At 45.8% G+C, this 22,226-nt stretch carries 15 protein-coding genes; 2 read left to right on the forward strand and 13 right to left on the reverse strand.

What is annotated here, in order from left to right:
- Positions 1-14 precede the first annotated feature (14 nt).
- The 8 genes from GLO7428_RS13550 to pilM form a co-directional block, all read right to left on the reverse strand.
- The gene (locus GLO7428_RS13550; RefSeq protein ID WP_015189122.1) at positions 15-1,025 is read right to left on the reverse strand and encodes a response regulator; all 1,011 of its coding nucleotides are present in this window, start codon (positions 1,023-1,025) and stop codon (positions 15-17) included.
- Between the two features lie 510 nt (positions 1,026-1,535).
- Complete coding sequence (locus GLO7428_RS13555) at positions 1,536-2,942, reverse strand: NAD(P)/FAD-dependent oxidoreductase (protein WP_015189123.1); 1,407 nt, start codon at positions 2,940-2,942, stop codon at positions 1,536-1,538.
- 16 nt (positions 2,943-2,958) lie between these two features.
- Complete coding sequence (cobD, locus tag GLO7428_RS13560) at positions 2,959-4,008, reverse strand: threonine-phosphate decarboxylase CobD (RefSeq protein WP_041918628.1); 1,050 nt, start codon at positions 4,006-4,008, stop codon at positions 2,959-2,961.
- A gap of 17 nt (positions 4,009-4,025) precedes the next feature.
- Positions 4,026-4,310: an HU family DNA-binding protein gene (locus tag GLO7428_RS13565; protein ID WP_015189125.1), complete on the reverse strand. Its 285-nt coding sequence runs from the start codon at positions 4,308-4,310 to the stop codon at positions 4,026-4,028.
- A gap of 314 nt (positions 4,311-4,624) precedes the next feature.
- Complete coding sequence (locus GLO7428_RS29050; RefSeq protein ID WP_015189126.1) at positions 4,625-6,967, reverse strand: type IV pilus secretin family protein; 2,343 nt, start codon at positions 6,965-6,967, stop codon at positions 4,625-4,627.
- A gap of 486 nt (positions 6,968-7,453) precedes the next feature.
- The gene (locus GLO7428_RS13575; protein ID WP_015189127.1) at positions 7,454-8,206 is read right to left on the reverse strand and encodes a hypothetical protein; all 753 of its coding nucleotides are present in this window, start codon (positions 8,204-8,206) and stop codon (positions 7,454-7,456) included.
- Positions 8,203-9,075, reverse strand: a complete 873-nt coding sequence (locus tag GLO7428_RS13580) for a PilN domain-containing protein (protein WP_015189128.1) — start codon at positions 9,073-9,075, stop codon at positions 8,203-8,205. The genes GLO7428_RS13575 and GLO7428_RS13580 overlap by 4 nt, the downstream gene beginning before the upstream one ends.
- Before the next feature lie 44 nt (positions 9,076-9,119).
- Positions 9,120-10,250 carry a type IV pilus assembly protein PilM gene (pilM, locus tag GLO7428_RS13585; protein ID WP_015189129.1) on the reverse strand — a complete coding sequence of 377 codons (1,131 nt, stop codon included), beginning with the start codon at positions 10,248-10,250 and terminating at the stop codon, positions 9,120-9,122.
- Positions 10,251-10,516: 266 nt separating this feature from the next.
- Here pilM and GLO7428_RS13590 point away from each other — a divergent pair, with 266 nt between their 5' ends.
- Entirely contained in the window at positions 10,517-11,839 is a 1,323-nt protein-coding gene (locus tag GLO7428_RS13590) for an ABC transporter substrate-binding protein (RefSeq protein WP_015189130.1), read from the forward strand.
- A gap of 94 nt (positions 11,840-11,933) precedes the next feature.
- On the opposite strand, the gene GLO7428_RS13595 is transcribed toward GLO7428_RS13590, so the two are convergent.
- Entirely contained in the window at positions 11,934-12,476 is a 543-nt protein-coding gene (locus tag GLO7428_RS13595; protein WP_015189131.1) for a single-stranded DNA-binding protein, read from the reverse strand.
- 165 nt (positions 12,477-12,641) lie between these two features.
- Positions 12,642-15,200 (reverse strand): mannose-1-phosphate guanyltransferase, encoded by a 2,559-nt coding sequence (locus GLO7428_RS13600; protein ID WP_015189132.1) that lies wholly within the window; start codon positions 15,198-15,200, stop codon positions 12,642-12,644.
- 1,077 nt (positions 15,201-16,277) lie between these two features.
- Here GLO7428_RS13600 and GLO7428_RS13605 point away from each other — a divergent pair.
- Positions 16,278-17,105 (forward strand): cobalt-precorrin-6A reductase, encoded by an 828-nt coding sequence (locus GLO7428_RS13605; protein ID WP_015189134.1) that lies wholly within the window; start codon positions 16,278-16,280, stop codon positions 17,103-17,105.
- A gap of 364 nt (positions 17,106-17,469) precedes the next feature.
- Here the strand turns inward: GLO7428_RS13605 and GLO7428_RS13610 are convergent, their stop codons facing one another.
- The 3 genes from GLO7428_RS13610 to GLO7428_RS13620 all read right to left on the reverse strand — a co-directional run bounded on the left by GLO7428_RS13610 (position 17,470) and on the right by GLO7428_RS13620 (position 21,811).
- Positions 17,470-17,739, reverse strand: a complete 270-nt coding sequence (locus tag GLO7428_RS13610) for a YciI family protein (protein WP_015189135.1) — start codon at positions 17,737-17,739, stop codon at positions 17,470-17,472.
- 9 nt (positions 17,740-17,748) lie between these two features.
- A complete protein-coding gene (pheT, locus tag GLO7428_RS13615) occupies positions 17,749-20,193 on the reverse strand; it encodes a phenylalanine--tRNA ligase subunit beta (protein WP_015189136.1) in 2,445 nt (814 codons plus the stop codon).
- Positions 20,194-20,821: 628 nt separating this feature from the next.
- Entirely contained in the window at positions 20,822-21,811 is a 990-nt protein-coding gene (locus tag GLO7428_RS13620; protein WP_015189137.1) for a hypothetical protein, read from the reverse strand.
- Between the last annotated feature and the right edge of the window lie 415 nt (positions 21,812-22,226).

Raw genomic sequence — 22,226 nt, forward strand, 5'->3', positions numbered from 1 at the left:
TGAGTCAACATCTTTTAAGTTCGTCCAGCCAATTGCGCCACCATCTTAATCAAATCGGTGGGTTGCGCTAGTTTGTGCAAATGTGCCTCAAACCCAGCACTCAGAGCTTTTTCTCGATCCTCGTCTAGATAAGCTGTAATTGCAGCAGCTGGAATATGCCCTCCCTGAAGCGCTTCCCAGGCGCGGATTCGCTGAATCAAACTGTACCCATCCTCACCAGGCATCCGAATGTCACTCACCAACACATCAGGATGAAATTGTTCTAACTCCTCTAACGCGGCGGCTGCACTGGCAACTGCCCTTACACCAATGCCATAAGGCTCTAAAATCGCTGTGATAAATTCACGGACATCCGGTTCGTCATCGACAACGAGTACCCGTAAACCGTCAAGCGACTGCGGTAATTGCGACTTGAGTATCGTTCCTTCTGCTTGGATTGCTTCTGGGTTCAGGTGTTGCGAGCGAGTCGTTTCCTGAGGTTGAATTCTGGTGTACACTGCAATCCGCAGTTCAATCGAGCCAGCATCACTACGTACTGTACTAACATACAACTCAACGGCAAGCAGAGCATCTTCTCGCGGGCAGAAATTCATCTGCCAAACTTGGATGTCGCTATTTTGGGATCGATTGAGCTTGGTATAAAAGTCGCGGCGTTCTCCTTCTGCCACATAAACCGCTAGTGGTTTGCCTAATAGATAGCGTTGCGGCACTTTTAGCAATTGGGCGATCGCTTGGTTTGCTTCCAAAATTAAGCCATTGGCATCTGTCACTAAGTAGGCGATCGGTGAAGTTTGAAACAAGTTGTAATAATACTGATACGCCGCAGCGATTTGCTGATTTTGCTGAAGAAGAGTTTGCTCAACAACCTCGGCTGCTTCCAAATTTGTCTGCATCTCCTCATGAATCAGTTGCAACCCGTCAAGTGCCTCCGCAATTTCGCTCCAATCGCTCGCGGGTTCCTCTTTCAGTTGTGCAATTTGCTTTTGGATCGTTCTAATATATTGTCTAAACTGCTTGCTACTCATAATTCTTAGCTGATGATGTTGCCTATTCACTGGAAATCTACCTGGCAACTAATCCCAGAGATCCTATTCTCAAGAGCGACACAGGGAAGTTTCAGCAGATAAGGAATTCTTTCAGTCTAGCGAATTGTTAACAGGTGCGGAGCAGACTGCTAAATCCCTCGCCCCTCTCTATCTGGGGAAGAACAAGAGCCTTAAATTTCCTGCGTGAATCATAGATGCCCTTCGACTCCCTTCGGGGCTACTCAAACGAAGTTGACGAGCGCACACTATAGCAGGGGTCAGCGATCAGAGGATTGCTTTCTGCTATCATGTTCTGAGCAGCCCTGCAATTGCTATGTAATTTAGAACCTACGCAGTTGAATCAATTCCGCTTCTAAGATTGGGTGTGTCCGCGCCCTGTAGCACGTGGCGTGGATTTAGGGGGCAAGTGTGTCACTCCTAACAGAGGTGGACAAGGCTCATCTAGTAGCGAATTTATTCGCACTTCTTTTTATGCAGGAAGTCCATGAGTCACCAACGGCGGAAAGTCGTTAAAATCTTATCCCAAATTGAAGCACGGTTTAAGTGTGTTTGGTACGCTAACGCCGCGATCTGAGCGAAAATTTCTGAAAAACTAGGATAAATCGGAGCAAGCTGCGCAAGCTTATTAATTTTGATACGCTGTGCGATCGCCAAACTGAAAACATGAATCAATTCTGCGGCGTAAGCACCGACAATAGTCGCACCTAAAATTTCTCCATTAGGTAAAAGTACGACTTGACAAACTCCCGTTGTTACTATCTCGATTTGCGCAGCGGCGACGCTTTTGAAATACTGACGCAGCACCACTATATCACCGAACAGATGTCGAGCTTGCGTTTCGGTAAGTCCGACTCGTGCTAACTGCGGATCGGAAAAAATTGCCCAAGGAATGCTACTGTAATCGACCTGATCGCGCGCCAAACCCAACGCATTTTTTAAGGCGATCGCCGCTTCATAATGCGCAACGTTCGTCAATGGATAGCCGCCGATTGCTTCGCCACAAGCATAGATTCGAGGATGTGTTGTTTGCAGTTTCGCGTTTACGACTAAACGATGACGATGCGATCGCACACCGACAACTTCTAAGTTGAGATGCGCCAAATCCGGCTGTTGTCCAGCACACAATAAAATCTCATCGGTTTCAATTGCTTGATTACCCGCTTGCATCCATTTTTTACCTTGTATCTGCTTGATTTGAGTGACAGGTGATTCTGTTAAAAGCCGCACGCCTTCCGCTTCCAACGCTGCTTGAATCAGTTGCGCAATTGCCGGATCTTCTTGGGGTAAGATATGCGAATGCTGAACGATCAAAGTCACATCTAAACCAAAACGTGTCAGGATTTGCGCCATTTGAATTCCCGATGGATCGCCGCCAACGATCGCCCATTGAGTTGGTGGGTTAGCACTGAGTACGAGTAAAATATCTGCGATAGTGTAATAACCTGTTGCTTGCAATCCCTCAATATTGGGGATAATCGGACGCGAACCTGTAGCAAGTAGATAACTGCGCGATTTCAGTTGACGCCGATTCACGCTAAAAGTTAATGCAGGCGATCGCGCAAACTGTCCAACACCTGAAATCAGATCAACTCCCAACGCAGCTAAAACAGCAGGGGAATATTGTTCTTCTACATCGGTGACGACACCTTTAACTTGCGGTGATATATCTGCCCACTGCACAGCGTTTTTATTGTCCGCAGTCATTCCCCATAGCATGGCATCAAGCTGCTGGTGTTTCCCTAGATAAGCCAATGCATGAGGTGTCAAAAGATTATGAAAAATCGTTTGTTGCGGAGGTTCTACTAGCGCAACTTTAGCGTTAAGTTGAGTCGCCAGAATCGCTGCATAGCGCCCTGTAAGACTGCCACCAATAATTACAACATCATAGTCAATCATAATATTTAGCTAATAGCTAATTGCTAATCGCTAGTAGCTGAAACAATGCTTGCAACAAACGTTCATTTTCTTCATTTGAGCGTACCGCAATGCGGAAAAAGCGATCGCCTAAGGTAGGAAAACTCAAACAATCGCGAATTAAAATTTTATAATGCTGTAACAACTGCTGTTGTAAAATTTGACTTGATTCGCATTGCACCAGTAAAAAGTTAGCGGTACTTTCTAAAGGCTGCAACCCTGGTATTTGCGCTAAACCGTCAAACAATTGCACTCTTGCGGGTGGTAGCCATGCCCAAGTTCGCTGTTGAAATTCGCTGTCATGAATCGCGGCGATCGCCGCCGCTGCTGCAAGGGTATTAACCGTCCACGGATCGCGTCGTTGTTGCCAGCTTTGTAGACGGTCTGGGTGCGCGATCGCATATCCGAGTCGCAGCCCAGGTAAACTGTAAAATTTGGTGAGCGATCGCAAAATGACTAAATTGGGATACTTCTGTACCAGAGGAATCAAACTTTGTTCTTCACCAGGCGGCAGAAAATCCATAAACGCTTCATCCACCACAACCAAAGCAAATTGCTCAAGATAAGGCAGAATGGTTTCCCGCAAAAACATCTGCCCTGTAGGGTTGTGAGGATTATTCAAAAGTAAGCCGCACTTTGATGCTGCAACGTTACTCCCGATCTTTAGTTCTAACGGACATTCCTGCACTGTCGCACCAAAAGCCTTCAAAGCGCGATAGTAATCGGCAAAGGCTGGGGTATATAAGTAAGTTTTAGCAAGTTGTGCTAAATCCCAGCCTGCCCAGGTAAGTAATTCTGCCGAGCCATTCCCCGGCAGAATCCATTCGGGTGGTAATTGATGCCATTGACCTAACGCGGTGCGTAGTTCCCCATAGTTGGGGTCTGGATAAGCGCTTAGATCCCCTAGATGCGCTTGAATTGCTGCGATCGCACTCTTGGGCGGTCCCAAGGGGTTGATACTTGCAGAAAAATCCAGAATATCGCTAGGGGAACAGCCAGCAACTGCTGCTGCCCAGGCTAAATTCCCCCCGTGAATAGGTCGCATCAAGTATGTGAGCAGTTTTACTAGTCTTTGCCTGGTGACACTTTTTCGCGGAAAAGCTTCCCAGCGGAGAATGCAGGCACCTTTGTTGCTGGGATATCCATTTTATCACCTGTTTTCGGGTTACGACCTTCACGGGCTTTGCGCTCGCGTGGCTCGAACGAACCGAAACCTACCAGCGTGACTTTATCACCAGAAGAAACCGCTTCGATGATTGTTTCTAAAGCTGCGGTTAAAACTGCATCGGCTTGCTTTTTGGTAACGCTTGCCTTATCTGCGATCGCGTCAACTAATTCACCTTTGTTCATGTGGATCTCCTTAGAGTTTACAGATTAGATTTGACGAAACTACCGAATCTCAGGATGTGTGGAGACTCAGCTTGTAGTCGAGCAAGAGGCTTCATTTCAAGACAATCGCTGAAACTCTCCTAGGCTCGATATTTCAATGCCCTATTCTAAGGCGTGCTAGCTCGATATGGATCGGTGAAACCTTTAAGATATATGGATTTCAACATTTTTTAGGTATTTTCACCCAAAAAAAGTGACATTTTTGCCTGAAAAAATGGGTGTAGGAGGGGTCAGAGGTCAGGGATGGGGAATTCTCCTCGGAACTTTAAGCCTAATTACCTTGGCGCCTGAAAACGTTGGCGTTCTAATACTTCTCTGGCATCGGGGCTAGGAGTATAGTTGTAGCCAAACGAGGCGTTTTGCGAATCATCGATGATTTGAGGTGTGAGTAACACAATGACTTCTTGACGCGAGTTCGTTATTCTTCTACTTCTAAATAACGCTCCTAGGATGGGAATGTCACCCAAAATCGGAACTTTGGTCGCCTCAACGCGGTCTGATTCCTGAATGATGCCGGATAAGATCAGAGTCTGGCGATCGCGCAAACGCAGTTGTCCTGAAGTTAACTGACGTGATGATAGCAGCGTAATTGTTCCTTGCGGCGTTGTCTGTTCCCCTGTAATTGCTGAAACTGTTGGCGCAACGGACAACGAGACAAACCCATTGTCGTCGATGCGATCCACTCTGACTTGTAAAATTAAACCTGCTTGCTTGATGATCGGTTCTTGAACTTGAGTTGTTAAGTTTGTTGTCGGGTCGGTCTGCGTTTGTAATCTAAATCCTCCAAATACTTCTTGTGTGAGGTTAACAATCGCTGTTTGTCCTTCTTGCACTGTCAGCGTTGGATCAGTCAGGATTTTGGCATTGCCATTCGTCACCACAGCTTGGAGACGCGAAAGAAATCTACTCGGATATTGAAATAAGGTTGGTAAGCTAAACTCAATCGGACCTGTCTCAGGGATATTTGTGACTCCAGGTTGCAGAGGATTGTTGTTGGTTCCAAACGGAGGGCGAGGATACGTACCAAATCCATTTTGAACATTACCCCCTTGTAATGGCGGATTCGCAAATTGCTGTGGAGCACCTGTGCCAAAAGGCGCATTCGGCTGGGCTTCAAGGAACGGTTGTCCTTCAGCAAAAGGATTGGGAATGACAGGGCGACCAAACAGGTTTGTTTGCGCAGTACCTGCTGACGGTGGATTAGTCCCGCCAAAATTAAAGACAGCCGAACCGCCATCGCTCACAAAGAAACTGTCTCCGATGCCAAATGAGAAACTCGTGTTGACATTATCTGTATTTAGCAGGTTAACATCAACAATCTTGACGTTAACAGCGACTTGACGCCTACGCGAATCGATTTGCACCAATTGCGCCGTCGCAATCTCAACTTGCCGAGGAGTACCAATTAAGCTGACAGAGTTTGTGCGTTCGTCACCGACAACTTGTAAACCGCGTAAAAGTGGTATCGAGTCTTGGAAGTCAATTCGCTGCGTTTCGACTCGCGTTTCTGTACTCGTTTGCGTTTGCGTGACAGGCGTTGCGGAACCTCCCACCGGAACCGCATTCACACTTGTGACAACACGTTCGCGGCTGACGGCACTTTCGGCACCCATGGCGACTAAAAAGTTTAAAGCACTTCCCACATTGATTTGATTGAGTCGCAAGCTGCGGACAATGACATTACGCGCTTCATTCGTCAAGCGTGGCGCAACAAAAATCGTGCGTCCTGTGCGGTTCGCTTGTAGTCCGCTGATCCGCAAGACGTAGTTAAAAACATCTTGTACCGACTCGTTTTCAATATCTAACGAAATTCTTGGTCCTTCCTCGCCCCCAGGAGTCGGCTCAGCTTGCGCTTGCTGTGTACCAGGTGCGGGAGCCGCACTAAACGCGAGGTTGAGTCCAGCCGCCCGCGCGAGGAGGGCTAGCACTTCTCTCACCGGCGCATCGCGTAAGACCAAGCGCGGTACGCGTTCGTTGGTTTCTAAATCAATCGCTGAGGCAGAAGAATCAACGTTGGAAACCGCGATATCGCCTACTGGTGGGGCGATCGCACGTGGTAAGAAGGGGGGTGGTGTTGGTGTTCCAGGTTGGGGCGTGGGTGCGCCTTGAATTTGCACATCAGGATTGGGAACGAGTACTCCAGGAGCTTGACTAGGAGCTTGTGCAGGTGGTTGTTGCGGGGCTGGCGCTTGTGCAACAGGTGCAGCGCCAGATGTCGGACTAATGCTGAAGAGGATTCCTTGGGCATTTTTAGCCGCAGGCTGACTCGTAGGAGTGCTGGTACTTCCAACAACGACTAACCGGACGCTATTGCGGTCAAGTTGAGTGACACTGACTGCGGTAATACCAGGGGCTGGGTTATCTTGACGAAAGCTATTGCCTTGTGGTAAACGCAACTGCGTATTGATGATATCTGCGACTAAGGCGTTACCTCGGCTGCTCGTGAAAATTTGCGGGCGATCGCCTGCGGCAGTCTCTAGAATGACATTCAACCCGCGATTTGTTGGATTCAGCCGTACTGCTGTCACCTGTGTTGCTGCTGCCCACACGGGCTGTGCTGCTAGCAACGTTATTGTTGCTCCAGCTAATATCACTCCACTACCTGGAAGCTGTCTCACTGTTTTCTCCTCAGCCTTTTTACTTTGTTACTCAATTTGTTTAGGTTTAGAAAATGTTATATACTTCTTGCGAAAACTGGTAAAACAACGAATACCAAGTTTGAATAATGAGCGTAACACTGAGTTGCTGAAAAAGATGTTTATTAAATCGTTGGCAATTCAAATTAGTATAATTAATTGCTCACTAATTAACTATTTCCAGCTAGCTTTATATCACAAAATATAAAAAAAATAACGCTATCTATCCTTTGTGTCCAAGAGCAATTCCACCGACAATGCATAAGAAATTTAATATATTGAATATTAAAATTTCAGTGGAAATACGGTAGAGGGGCAAGGCAGTGCCTTGCTCATAGTGGTCAACGTTAAAATAAAGGGTGAATATTCCTTTGCCTGTAATGGGGAAATAGTTTTATCTTTTGACAAAGTTCTAACCATACAGGCGATCGCTAGAATCCGAAAATCAGAATTTTTTCTACAATTTACTTACTGTTGATTCTGGTTACTTGCTGCTGCGGCTGCTTCGGCGGGGCTAGCTGGCATTAAGGCTTCTAACTGAAAAGATGTTGTAATAACTGCGCCTCGTGGCTGCACAACACCAGGTTGCTGACTGTCTCCGGTTTGTGCCAGGGATGATTGATAATCTTTAACTATCAATAATGGCTGTAGCCGCTCAATATTGCGAATGATTGATTGCGTTTGCTCGAAAGTGCCTTCTAGCTCAATATTGACAACTTGGCGCTTGAGTTTTCCATTGACAGCCCCTCCAAGGCTACCATCTGAAACAATTTCTGGTGACTGATTAACGGGGACAAATCGCTTCAGTTTTGCCCTAGGGGCATTTTGTACTTGGGCATTACCTGATTCTACAACACGGTTCAAATCCAATAACAAGGTATCTAACGTGCGCTCGTCAGCAAACAATGTGAGAACTTGAGCATTTTGCTGTTTGACTTGGGCTAACTCGGCTCTAACTTGTTCGGTTTGTTGAATCGCAAGTTGTTTTTGTTCAACCAGCGCATTTTTTTCATCGCGACTTGTTTGCAATTCTTGGTGTCTTTGCCACGTTGGCATTAACAAATTAACAACCAAGTAAACACTTCCTGCTAGCCCTAACAGCGCAATCAGCACACCGCTTACCGCCGGAGTCAGCGTCACGCCAAATGCTTTAGGGTAACTTGGCGCTACTGGTTGAAACTCAATGCTTTCTTCAGGAATAAAGTCTTCAGTCACCGTCATTGTTGAATCACACCTTTCTGTTGCAGTGTGCGAATGCGAGTTACCAATCCTAATGTACCCTTACGCTCTAGTTCTCTTAACAACTCTGAGGCAGGAACATCGCTCAACGTTGATTGAATTGTATATCTTACAGCTTGAGGCGTCACTACTGCGGTGGCATTTGCTTGGGGTACAGCGACTGTCCCTGGTTCGGCAATATCTACCAACTCAGCCGTTACAATTCTTGTATCCGTCGGTTTGAGAAATGCTGATTGTTGCAGTGTTAGTAAGAAATCGTTGACATCGTTGAAAGAACGAGCAATTCCGGCAATTTCAATATTACCTGCGGGGACTTGTGCTGGTTGCTGGTTCGCTTGCTGTTGTTGCTGCTGTTCAGCGTTTTGTTGATCTTGTCCTTCTTGTTGTTGCTGTTGCTGGTTATTGTTATTATTCGCAGCTTGCGGACTGGGTTGGGGAGTTGCAGCAGCGGTTTGGCGGATAGTTTCAATTTGGACTGCACGCGGAATGCGATCGCGCATATCCTGTAACATCGCTGACCACGGACGGATTTGATTGAATACCGTAGCTAAAGCTTGGGTTTCTGTGCGAATTTGATTAATTTGGGCTTGCGTTGTTTGAATTTCTTGTTCTTGCAGTCCCAAGCGGCTTAATTCAGCATCAAGCTCGGCATTTTCGGCTTCAAGTTGCCCAATGCGCGTTTGCATGATTAACCACGCGCCACCAATCATCGCAGGTAAAATAACGCCAATCGCAATTCCCAAATACAAGGGGGTTGTATCGCTAGCGAGTAGCTTTAATTTCTTAGCACCAGCGTTTTTTAAGGTGTACTCTGGGCGATCGCGAATAAAGTTAATGTCTAGACTGTACATAAAATTTAGTGTTGATCGTGATGGATAGCTGACAGGCAAGTTAACTAAATCTCGCGCATTCCTAAACCAAGAACAATTCCGAGTCCTGGGCGTTGTCCAGGAGTAATTTTTTTCTCATCAACTTCTAATGACAAAGCTGCCACAGGATCGATTTGTACGGTGGGAATGTTTACTCGTTGTTGGAAAAACTCATCTAAGTTTACTAATCCGCCACCAGGTCCTGCCAAGAGAATTTGGGCAACTTCGAGATTTTCACTTTGACTGAGATAAAAATCGAGCGATCGCCGTAATTCGTCAATCAACTCTCCCATCACGCGCAACATTGCCGCGGTACCAGGGTCAACTGTCGTACTGATGACTCCTCCCATTTCATCAGTTGTCGTGGTGGGAATAATCACCGACTGTAGTAAGACTTGTGTATCTCTAGACATTGGTAAGTGCAGTGCTCGCAACAGCGCACTTTGCAGATGAAATGTACCAATCGGGACAGTCCGCGAAAACTGCGGTATTCCATCTACAATAATGGCAATTTCAGTGTTGTCAAATTCAATATCAACCAAAACAACGGCTTCTTGCGAAGGAAATTCGCGCAGTTTCTCCCGAATCGTGCGTAACAACGCAAAACTATTAATTTCTAAAACATCAACTTGTAACCCTGCTTGTTGAAATGTATCGATGTAAGTATCCGTAACTTCTTTGCGCGTAGCAACTAACAAGACTTGTACCTTTTCAATTCCGTCCTCATCCACAAAATACCCAAGTTTTTGATAATCGACATCAGCTTCTTCACGCGGATACGGGAGATACAAACCCGCTTCGTGATTGAGTACCATTTCGCGTAATTCTTGGTCATCTAACTCGGCAGGTAAAGGAATTAAACGCACGAGTGAATCTCTTCCAGGAACAGCGGTAGCAACTCGCTTAGCTTTTATTTTGCTTTGGGCTAAGGCGGATCGAATAATTTCAGCAAGCGCTGGTGGATCAATAATTTGACCATCCTGAAAAATTCCTTCGGGTACGGGAACCGAGGTAAACGCTGCCAGTCTTATTCCCTGTCCTTGTTTGCGTAGCTGGGCAATATTAATCCGTTCAGGAGCCAGTTCAACGCCAACTCCTTTAGTTCGTTTTGGCAGTATTTGTAAGCGGTTAGGTAGTGTCTGGAAGCGGTTAAGCACAGTTTTGCTGGTTGTCTAGAGGGTAAAAAGAAACTGAGAGTGAGAGACTTATAGCAATGGTCAATATCGTTAGGGCATCATAGAGGCTGAGGATCATTGTCTGGTAACATTTGTTGAACAAAGGATCTTCGCACACGATTTTCCGCTACTCCAAATAACTATTAACCCTGACCCCTGACCTCTGACCTCTACTATAAAAAGTGAATGGTTGCTACTTTAGCTTAGAATTGCTTTGCTCGTATAAGTCAGCACGTGACGTTTGAAAAATGCCGATAGTATCAGTCTTTTTTAGCAAAATCAGAGGTTGGAAACGCCTCGGAATTTTCGCTTTGTTAGGTTTAACTCTGAGTTGGGTTGTCAGTTGTGGTACTGGTAACGTCAATAATAGTACCCAGCAATCGGCGTCAGGTAACACTAATGTGGAATTTTGGACAATGCAACTCCAGCCACAATTTACAGATTTCTTCAACAACCTCATCAGTGCTTTTGAAGCTGAAAACCCTGGAATTGAAGTTAACTGGGTTGATGTTCCCTGGTCAGCAATGGAAAGTAAAATTCTGACTGCAATGTCCGCACGCACCGCACCGGATGTTGTCAACTTAAACCCTGGTTTTGCTTCGCAGCTAGCAACGCGGAATGCTTGGTTAGATTTAGATGCCAAAGTCAGTGCGGATGTTCGCCAAACTTACCTCCCTAATATTTGGAAAGCAAGCACGATCAATGGCAAAAGTTTTGGTTTACCTTGGTATCTCACAACACGCCTAACAATTTATAACACTGATTTATTAAATCAAGCAGGAGTGAGTCAACCGCCAGCGACGTATGCAGAATTAGCATCAGTGGCGCGACAAGTTAAAGAAAGAACTGGCAAGTATGCCTTTTTTACAACGTTTGTTCCTGAAGATTCTGCCGAAGTCTTAGAATCTTTTGTGCAAATGGGAGTTAATTTGGTAGACGCGCAAGGCAACGCCGCGTTTAATACTCCTGAAGGTCGGGCTGTCTTTCAGTATTGGGTAGACTTGTATCGCAACGAACTGATTCCACCCGAAGTATTGACACAAGGGCATAGGTATGGTATAGAACAGTACCAAGCAGGACAAACTGCGTTATTAGCTTCAGGCCCAGAATTCTTAAGAACGATCGCTAAAAATGCACCAGCGATCGCAGAAGTTTCAGCTACCGCACCACAAATAACAGGTTCTACAGGCAAGAAAAACGTTGCGGTCATGAACTTAGTCATTCCTGCCAACACCGACCAACCAGATGCAGCGTTAAAATTTGCGCTGTACGTCACAAATAATCAAAATCAGCTTGCCTTTGCCAAAGCTGCCAATGTCTTACCCTCAACAGTAGCAGCACTCTCAGACGGCTACTTTAAGTCAGTACCAAATGATGCGCCAACAGTCGAAAAAGCCCGCGTTGTCAGCGCTAGTCAATTGCAGCAAGCTGAAGTTTTAGTTCCCGCAATGGAAAACCGCAATGTCTTGCAACGCGCAATTTATGACAATCTACAAGCCGCCATGTTAGGCGAAAAAACCGTAGACCAAGCTGTTGCTGACGCTGCGGCGGAGTGGGATAGTAGAGGGTAGGCGGGTAGGTGGGTAGTAGGGTAGTAGGGAAAAAAGCAATTAAATCTCTCCCACACTCCCACTCTCCTACTCTCCCACTAGTCACTCGCTCCTCCTAAAACGGAATATCGTCGATATCCTGGTCTTCGCTAGATGGTAGCGGTGCTGACGATGTTCTTACAGGTGGCTCATAAGTCGCAAAGTCAGCTATGACATCAGTTCGATTTGTTGTCGAAGTCGCCGTTGCGGTACGAGTCATCGTGTCTGAATCAACATTCTTGGCAGCTTTTTCAGAACGCGAACTTACAGCAGCGGGTGCAGCTTTGGGGTTAGCTTTTGTCGCCGTTGTATCTACAGTTTTATCGACTGCGTGAATTCGTTGTACTGTCAACTCAGCACGTTTTTCTTTGAAGCCTTCAGATCGCTCAAAAGTACTCATGCTTAAACGACCTTCAATGATGACGCGATCGCCTTGCTGATAATTTTGTTCAATCTCTTGCGCCAAGTTTCCCCAGCCGACAGCTTTTAATGTCGCAGGGGAATCTTCTGCGCGTAAACCTGGAAATTGAATCAGCATTTCCGCTAATGCCATGTTGTCAGACGTATAACGCAGTTGTGGCGCTTGCACAATTTCTGCCATCAAAATACAGCTATTCATTCGCTTCTCCTATGTGTTCGCTTTAATTAGGGGTCAAGGGTTGGAGGTCGGAGGTCAAGTTTTTTTTAGAGTAGGGGAGCAAGGGAGCCTTATGATACGGGTAAGACATACCTTACCTCTTTAAATTCCACTCGCTCCTCGCCCCTCACTCCTCACCCCTTACTCTTAACTCACGATTGACTGCTGAGGGCTGTTGCTGTAAGCTTCCACTCCTTGTTGTTGTTCAATAAATGATTGAACGCGGGTGCGGTATTCCCTCAGCGATTCATCTACCCAATTACGATCATTACTGTTAGCGAACAAATGTACCAGTGGTTCACCCGCATCGGGCAAAATCAGTATCCAATTATCATCTTCAAAGCGGATTTTCACGCCATCAACTAACTCTAGATTCTCCTCGTTGTGGGTTTCGACTAGATGGCGCATCAATGCTCCCTTAACTGTCCAAGGACAGCGTACAGTGTAGCTGCGGTGGCTCACTTGTGGTAAGTCGTCATCGCGAATTGACGCGAGCGATCGCTCTTGAACCGTCAACATCTCAATCACTTTCGCAATGCAGAACATCGCGTCAAACCCAGGATGCAACTGCGGGAAGATAAATCCCATATCCCCACTACCAGCAAGAACGACATTCGGGTTAGCACTTGGCAAAGAAGCTTCCATGAGTGCGGTAGGACTTGCCTTAGTGCGAATTACCTTACCATCATGGCGACGGGCAATTTGTTCGACAGCACTCGATGTATGAATGGGGACAACGACAGTTCCGCGAGGGTGTGCGGTGAGAATCATGTTCACCATCAGGGCGGTTAACATTTCACCGCGAATCGGCGTTCCCAACTTATCAACCAAAATTAGTTGTTCTCCGTTAGCGGATACCTGGACGCCAAAAGTCGCTCGCAATGCTTCGACAACATGACCAAGCTGCTGTAAGAGTGCTTCTTTCTCTACTGAAGAAACCGCCGTTTGTTTCAAACTGGCATTCAACACTACAGCATCGCAACCAAATTTCGCTAAAAGTTGCGGCAAAACCGCACCCGATACGGCATACGTGTAATCAATGACAACTTTCGAGTTACTATGGCGAATGGCTTCTACGTTTAAATTTTTCTCAAAAGCATTGCAGTAAGTGTCGATCATCTGAATCGGATAGACAACATTACCAATCTCATGTATCTGCACCCGTCGGAAGTCTTCTTTGAAGTACGCGCCCTCAATTTTCTTTTCGAGTGCTTTCGAGATATTGACGCCTTTGTTGTCAATGAATTCAATCAACAGGTAATCAGGTCGATCGGGGTGCAGTCGTACGTGAATTCCGCCAGCGACGCCCAAAGTTGGCACAACAGTCCGCGACATTGGTACTGCGGTAGCATCCAAGTTTTGAATATTGACACCTACAGACATTAAACCCGCAATTAGCGATCGCGTCGCCATTCGGGAAATGCTGCGTTGATCGCGGGATATCATCACCTGTGAGCCAGGCTTCAATGTCGAGCCGTAAGCTGCGCCTAACTTCACGGCAAATTCGGGTGTGATGTCAATATTGGCTAACCCCGTAACCCCACGCTGACCAAATAAATTGCGTTGTGCGGTTTGTCCCCAAATTAAATTAATGTTTAATATTGCGCCTGATTCAATTTGTTTACTTGGCCAAACACGAACATTAGGACTAATTTGCGCTTCTTCTCCAACGGTAGAAAGCGAACCAACGACCGCACCTTCTAATACTTGCGCGCGGCGATCTACGCGTGTCCCGCGACCAATAACACACGCTCGCAGTTCTGCATCTTCGCCGACAATTCCACCATTCCAGATAATTGGTCGTTTTAAATCAGCATCCGCACCAATCGTCACGTTATCCCCGATTACCGTTCCAGCATCAATCCGCACTCGCGGTCCAATTCGGCAATTGTGACCAATCAATACCGGAGGACAAATTTCAACACTCGGATCGATATAAGTATTTTGACCTTCCCAAAGTCCTGGCTTTGTCTCGGTGTACGCAAAGTCAAGTTTTACCTTGCCAAACAAGCCGTCGTACTGACTTTCGCGGTACGCATCAAGATGTCCGACATCACACCAGTACCCTTGCGCAATGTAGCCATACATCGGCTCGCCTTTTTCTAGCAACAACGGAAACAAATCTTTAGAAAAGTCAGATTCTTGATTTGCTGGTAAATACTCTAAAACTGACGGTTCCAAAATGTATATACCCGTGTTCACCGTATCCGAGAAGATCTCGCTTGTGGATGGCTTTTCTAGAAATCTCCGAATTCGATAGTCTTCGTCAGTAATCACGACCCCAAATTCGATCGGATTGGGAACGCGAGTGAGAACTAAGGTTGCTTTGGCTTGTTTGCGTTTATGGAACTCAATCGCTGCGGTGAGGTCAAAATCTGTAACGCTATCACCACTAATCACTAAAAATGTTTCATTGAGTAATTCCGCAATGTTCTTCACGCAGCCTGCGGTACCCAAGGGTTGATCTTCTTCAACGGCATAAATCAAATCTACGCCAAAGTCAGTGCCATCTTGAAAATAATCGCGAATGACTTCAGGTAGATAATGCAGTGTGGCAATAACCTCGGTTATTTGATGTCGTTTGAGAAGATTGATAATATGTTCCGCAATTGGTCTGTTTAAAATAGGTACCATCGGTTTAGGAAGATCACAAGTCAGCGGTCTTAACCGCGTTCCAGACCCTCCAGCCATCAGCACTGCACGCATAATTCCTCCTTAGATGATTTGCCCTCATCACTGACATCAAGTCAATGACTCTGGCAAAAAGCAAGTCTTGTTATAGTTTCCTACGTATCTTGAAACTTAAGGTACTTCCACAGGATACATCCGTTAAGCGTAAACTTCATTAGGCATATATGTCAGTGTAGAGACGTACAACTATGCGTCTATCGAGAACAAGTCAATGTCGTTGCGAGATAAGAGTAGTACTGTTTTACTTTAGGGCTGATACATACGGGGAGCAGTATTTGTAGTTCTCATTTAGTGAAATGGTATAATGGCTCCGTGCATGAAAGTTTGAGCGCTAGACAACTATTGATATCATCTTCGATTAAATAACCAGACTATTGCTATCGTTGTTAGTGGTTAGTTGTAATGACATACCCTTTCAGGAACAGAAAACTTAGTAGTCAAGGTTTTTAGAGTTCGACACGTATGCTAACTTAATTTGCTATTACACCTAGTCACTACTTACACTAGTCACCTTTACCCACCAGATAAGCGGCTAAGTTAATAGACCTCCTACGTGAAGCGAATCGCGAATAAATTCGTCAGCTAAATAAACCCTGTCCACCGACCTGGACTACGGGTAAGACCTGCCTTACCCTCTCAAAAATCTTGTTTGAGTGTACCTTCGTACACTTTGCCTGGATAGCCCTTGACTTTAGTCGGAGGGCGTCTGTGATTCATGCAGGAAGTCTAATGTATTGCGAATGACCATGTTTTTGAGCTACAACTAACTCAAAGTGACTGATGTTGCTCGCTATAAAGATTTCTCTGGGCTAATTTACACTAAGAGTAGTGGGAGAGGAAATTCAGCTTAAGATACCAATTTTGACTTTGCGATCCGTTGTACAGGTGGTTTAAGGCAATGAACTTAATTGTGTTTGGCTTGATTGTTGTATATGCAATAGGTACTTGGAAATTTTGGAAGGGGTTTCATCGCACTACGTTTTCGCGTAGTTTTTCCAATCGCTTGTCTTTATCATTATTATGGCCTGCATTGTTAATCTCTAATAAATCTTATCGACAAAACTTCCGGAAAGCACTAAAAGGCTAGCTGCGTTGCGTATTCCTCCCGTTTTTGCTCAGTCACTTCCAACTTGTAAACCAGCGTATGGCAAGTTGTGGTTGATTGGCGGGACTCAAGAAAGTGTTGAAATTGCGGCGGCGATCGCGAACTTCAATATCCGCTGTATTATTTCTGTAACAACTTCTGCGGCGCGATCGCTCTACAATCCTGCACCGTGTTTAACAGTTTGGGTAGGGCGTTTAACTGGCGCTCAAATTCCTGAATTTGTCAAACAGCAACAAATCATAGCGATTGTGGATGCTTCACATCCTTATGCTGTCGAAGTTTCGCAAAATGCGATCGCGGCGGCGCAACACCTACAAATTCCTTATTTGCGCTATGAACGCCCAATCTTATCATCTACTGTAGATGGCACCGAGCATTTCGATAGCTTTGAAGCTTTATTATCAACAAACCGCTTGCAAAACAAATGCGTCTTATTAACTGTAGGTTACAGACCACTACACCTATTTCAAGCTTGGCACGATCGCGCCACGTTATTTGCGAGAATTCTCCCGTCTGCGATCGCCCTTGAAGCCGCAACAAAAGCAGGTTTTACCCCAGAGCGCTTAATCTGTTTGCGTCCTCCGATTTCTGCTGAATTAGAACTTGCGCTTTGGCGTCAGTGGAAAATTCAACTTGTCATTACCAAAGCCTCAGGAAAACCAGGGGGTGAAGATACAAAACGCCTTGTCGCAACTCAACTCGGTATCCCATTAATGACAATCAGTAGACCAACCGTTAACTATCCCCAGCAAACCAGCGATTTAGCTGTTGCACTCGACTTTTGTCATCAATACCTACAGGACTTACGCAGTTGAATCTATTCCGCCCCCCTAGCCCCAAACACAAAAGTTTCATCCTTATCTTCTCCCCCATGCATTGGGGGAGAGTGAGAGGGGGTGGGGGGAATCTGAGTTGAAGTCCCCCACTCATGGGGGATTTAGGGGGCAAGTGCGTAACTCCTAACCTAAACTAAAGCCCTTTTGATTAGTTCGTATTATCTAATACTTACGCAAAATAACGAACCATAAAGAACACATAGACGCGTCAGCAGTGAGCAGCGCGTTGGGCGGTGCCGACTTGAAGCGACTGCGAACCCGAAGGGCTTCTCGTAGGGAGGACACCAAGGAATAAGAGTTTTATTTCTTCGCGTTCTTCGCGCCTTAGTGGTTCACTTCCTCCTTAAAAAGCTTGAATCCACTCTTTAATAAAGTACTCAGTCCAAACACCATTTTTCCAATAAGGATCGGCTTCAACAAGTTGACGAACTGTTGCTTCATCTTCAGCTTCGTAGATGCCAAAAACCTTTGTTAAATCCTTTGTTGGACCAATAGTAATCAATACACCTGACTCTTTTTGCGCAGCTAGCCCGTCGAGATGAGCTTGTCGATGAGGAGCGCGTTTTTCTAGCACATCCTCGCAATAACTTCCCCACATTACGTATTTAGGCATAACACAAGCTCAACTGCGCAGATTCACACCAAATTTTTCTACCAAAGATTTTCGCACTTTTTGGTGTACAGGTTCGATGTCCTCATCCGTCAAAGTGCGATTTTGGGCGCGATACACTAAGCGAAACGCTAAACTTCTTTGTCCTTGGGGAACGTGTTCGCCGCGATATTCATCGAATAATTCAACTGATTCGAGCAATTCTCCCGCCGCAAGTGCGATCGCGCGTTCTATTTCCGCAACAGAAACGTCGAGATGCGCGAAAAATGCGATATCTCTGGGTGACGGTGGATATGTAGAATACGAACGGAATTTTGGTACTAAAACTTCGTCGCGATCCCAGTAATCTAAAATCACATCTAAATCAAGTTGAAACGCATAAACCGCATCTGGTAAGCCTTTTTCTTGGCGTAGTTGCGGATGAACTTGTCCAAAATCACCTAAGCGATTTCCCTGCAACCACAACGACGCTGTACGCCCTGGATGTAGGCGCGAATCTTGATGACTTGGTTGGTACTCTACCTTTAACCCTAAGCGTTGAAAAACGCTTTCTAAAATGCCTTTAGCTTCAAACCATGTCAGCGGACGCTCTTTTCCACCCGATGTCCACTTTCCTTGAGTTGGATCGCCGCCTAAAATACCACCAATAGCCTCAGCTTCGAGCAATCCATCTTCTTCTTGCCAGAAAATGCGCCCAATTTCAAAACCATTGAGGCTACCATTACCCTGCTCTAGGTTGTACTGAAAAGCATCGATTAAACCAGAAATCAAATCGGTACGCAGCGCTGAATATTCAACAAAAATCGGGTTGGTAAGGACAATTTGTCGATCTTGTCCTGGTTTGACGAGCGAGTAATGAATTAATTCCGTCAGCCCAGCGGCGCGGAAAGCTTCGCGAAATTGGCGGGTAAGTTGCTGTTCTAAGGAAAGATAACCAGGTTCTGTTTTTTCAGGTAAAGTATCGCAAAAGCGATCGTAGCCATAAAGCCGCGAAATTTCTTCAATTAAGTCAATTTCACGCTCTAGATCGCGATGACGATATGGCGGGACAGTTACAGTCAAAACTTTTTGTTGTTCAGATGATGGTTTTACCTGACATCCGAGGGCGGTAAGAATTTGCTGGATCGTTGCTGGTTGAAGTTCGCCAGTCGTGTCTTCTAAGTCGATTGGTCCTAAAATTTGGTTGACGCGATCAAGCCGTAATTCAATCGAACGTGACGTTGCGCCAATCTCAGGTCGTGCGTCAGCAAATTCTTGTTGCACAGGAACGCCGCCAGCCAGTTCCTGAATAAGCATTATGGCTCGACGACAGGCTAATTCTAATTCAGCCGCGTTGATTCCCCGCTCGTATCTTGCAGAAGCTTCGGTACGTAAACCTTGGCTGCGCGCCGACCGCCGAATCGCGACAGGATCGAACAGTGCGGCTTCTAAAACGAGATTTTGCGTACCTTCATGTACTTCGGTTGCTTCGCCGCCCATAACTCCCGCTAACGCAACTGGTTCGTCGTGTGCGGTAATGAGTAAAGCTTGACTGGAAAGCGTGCGCATTTGACCATCGAGCGTTTTGAGTGTTTCGCCATGCGCAAACCGGACGCCAATTGTTAAGTCTGATTGAGTTCCACTGACGGCTAAGAGGCGATCGCGATCAAATGCATGAAGCGGTTGACCCCATTCGAGCAGAATGTAATTAGTAATATCAACAACGTTGTTAATCGGGCGAGTTCCCGCAGCTTGCAGTCGCTGTTGTAACCACGCAGGCGAAGGAGCAATTTTAACTGACTCGATCGCTGTACCAATATACGCAGGGCAAGCTTGCGACTGCGAGATTTTGAGTGTTAAATTCTTCTGAGTATCAGAAATCGAGATTTCTGGTGCTTCTGGTAGTTGCACTGTTTTTCCTGTGATTGCGGCGACTTCGCGCGCGACACCCACCATGCTTAACGCATCAGCACGATTTGCAGTTGCTGTCAAGTCTAAAATGACATCATCTAAACCAAGCAACGGGCGCACATCACTTCCTAATTCGAGTTCCTGCTCAAAAATATGAATTCCTGCGGATTCTTTAGCAAGTCCTAACTCAGCTAAAGAGCAAATCATGCCTTCAGAACGGACTCCGCGTAGTTTTGCTGCTTTAATTTTGACGTCGATTTTGGGCAGGTAAGTACCAACTGTGGCGACGGGTACATATATTCCCGCACGGACATTCGGCGCACCGCAGACAATATTTAATGGTTCTGGGGAAGCTGTTCCGACATCGACTTTAGTAACACTGAGTTTATCCGCATTCGGATGGCGATCGCACTCTAACACTTTCCCAACAACAACACCCTTTGCCCATGCACGGCGATCTTCAATTTCTTCTACTTCAAATCCTGCCATTGTCAACGTTTCCGCCAATTCTTCAGGAGAAAGCGTCAACTCAACCAGTTCTTGCAGCCAATTCAGAGAAATACGCATGGAGTGTGCTTGCTTAGACCTTAGCCAGACTATCTTATCAAAATTATTGCAAAGCTTTGAAGAGATTACCGCACCGTAGCAGGCATATGATGCGCTGCAATTGTGTCAACGTCTGCGAACGCAACTAAGAATTTTTGTTGCTTACTTTCTTTGCAACCAGATTCATGACAGCAATGCGCATGGTAATTAAGAATAAATATAGCTGCTATCGAGTCCACCCGTCAGGCACAGTTGAGGCAAATGCAATCAATCCGCAACGAGTTTTCCTGCAACTCGTTGTAAGTTGTTTCACGTGGTAGTGGTATTGCTTGGCTACAACAGACAGCAACGGAACACCAAACTGGAATCAAGGACTGCTTTAAGCATTAATTACCCATTTCGCTATGAGTATATAGTGAAAATCAGTTTTTGCTTGATAAAACTAACCATCCAGAAGCCTTAGAGATGAGGGCTGAAACAGCTTATTTTTAAGCACTACAGCCTTAAACCAGTTTTCTGTTCCGATACTTGTTGCTACCTTAGCTAGTGTATTTAATCAGGGAAAGATTTTTTAAGATAATCTTGGTTAAACTGTCTCACGTCAACTCAACAAAACCTGTTGATGTCCTCTTCCCTGACAAGGTTACTTTTACACATCAGTTCTCCGATCGCGAATTTCTACCGGAGTAACTTTCCGTTCTTGTAAGTCTGCTTCGCTGGAAGCAACCAGCGTCTCAGTGTTTGTAGTTGTTGTTGGTAGCTCAACTTGCTTTTTCTTGATTGAGGATGGTTGAACCTCCTCAGTTGCACGCTTAGCTGAGTCAGCAACACTTTTTGTTGCTTCCATCGCTGAGTTTGCGGCACTCTGTGCGGCTGGTTTGACATCTTCAACCGCACCTCTTACAGATTGAGCTACACCTTGTGTTGCACCCTTAACTGAGTCTGCTGTGTCCTTTACAGAGTTAGCTACACTTCTTACGGCTGGCTTAGCCTCTTCGGATGCAGATTGGACAGCTTCTACAACAGCGGGTTTGGACTCCTGAACTGTCTCTTTGACTGCTTCTGCTGTGTCAACGATGGAAGGTCTTGCTTCCTCAATTGTCTCCTTGACTGAGTCTACTGTACCTTTTACCGAGTTAGCTACACTTCTTACGGCTGGCTTAGCCTCTTCGGATGCAGATTGGACAGCTTCTACAACAGCGGGTTTGGACTCCTGAACTGTCTCTTTGACTGCTTCTGCTGTGTCAACGATGGAAGGTTTTGCTTCCTCAATTGTCTCCTTGACTGAGTCTACTGCACCCTTTACAGAGGGCTTAACATACTCAGCTGTATCTTTTACTGCTTCGCCTACAACTTCTACAGTTTCGTTTACATTCTCGGCTACACTCTCTACAGCGTCTACTACACCTTCTACAGTCTTATTAACAGCCTCAGCGGTACCCCTACCAGCCATCGCCCCTGCTGCTGCACCTGCTACAGCACCAATGATTCCTCCAGTTCGACCGCCAAGTATAGCACCAATAGCCGCGCCAGCTGCCGCTGCACCCATACCCGAACTGCTTGGCTGCTCCTCCTGTTGCTGCATATTAGGTTCAATATTCTCGTCATCCTTATCAATTGGTTGCTTGTTCTCAGTCATCGCTTTTTCCTTTGAGTAAAGTATTCACCAACAATTTGTGGCAAGTTGACTAGTGCCAATTTAACGATTACAAAAAAGGACTTACACCTAACTGAGGGGGGACAACGCCAAATACATAGTTATCTAAAGTTAGAAATTTTAGAGCGAGTTGGTAGTATGGCTAGGCTCTGTTTTAAAACTACAGCCACAAGGAATAGGGACTACAGTCAACAACATAGCAAGGTAGTTTTAGTTGTCTGCAACAATACGATGGGACGCACTTAAGGACAACCGGAATCTGTTCGTTTGACATCCAACTCTATATTTTTTGCTAACCCAGTTTTAAAACACGCTCTAGGAGCGATAGCAGAGGTTAGGAGTCAGAGGTCAGAGGTTAGAGGTCAGGGGTCAGAGATCAGTTGACAGTGAAGAGAGT

Source organism: Gloeocapsa sp. PCC 7428, assembly GCF_000317555.1.
In the GTDB taxonomy this organism is placed as follows: Bacteria; Cyanobacteriota; Cyanobacteriia; order Cyanobacteriales; family Chroococcidiopsidaceae; genus Chroogloeocystis.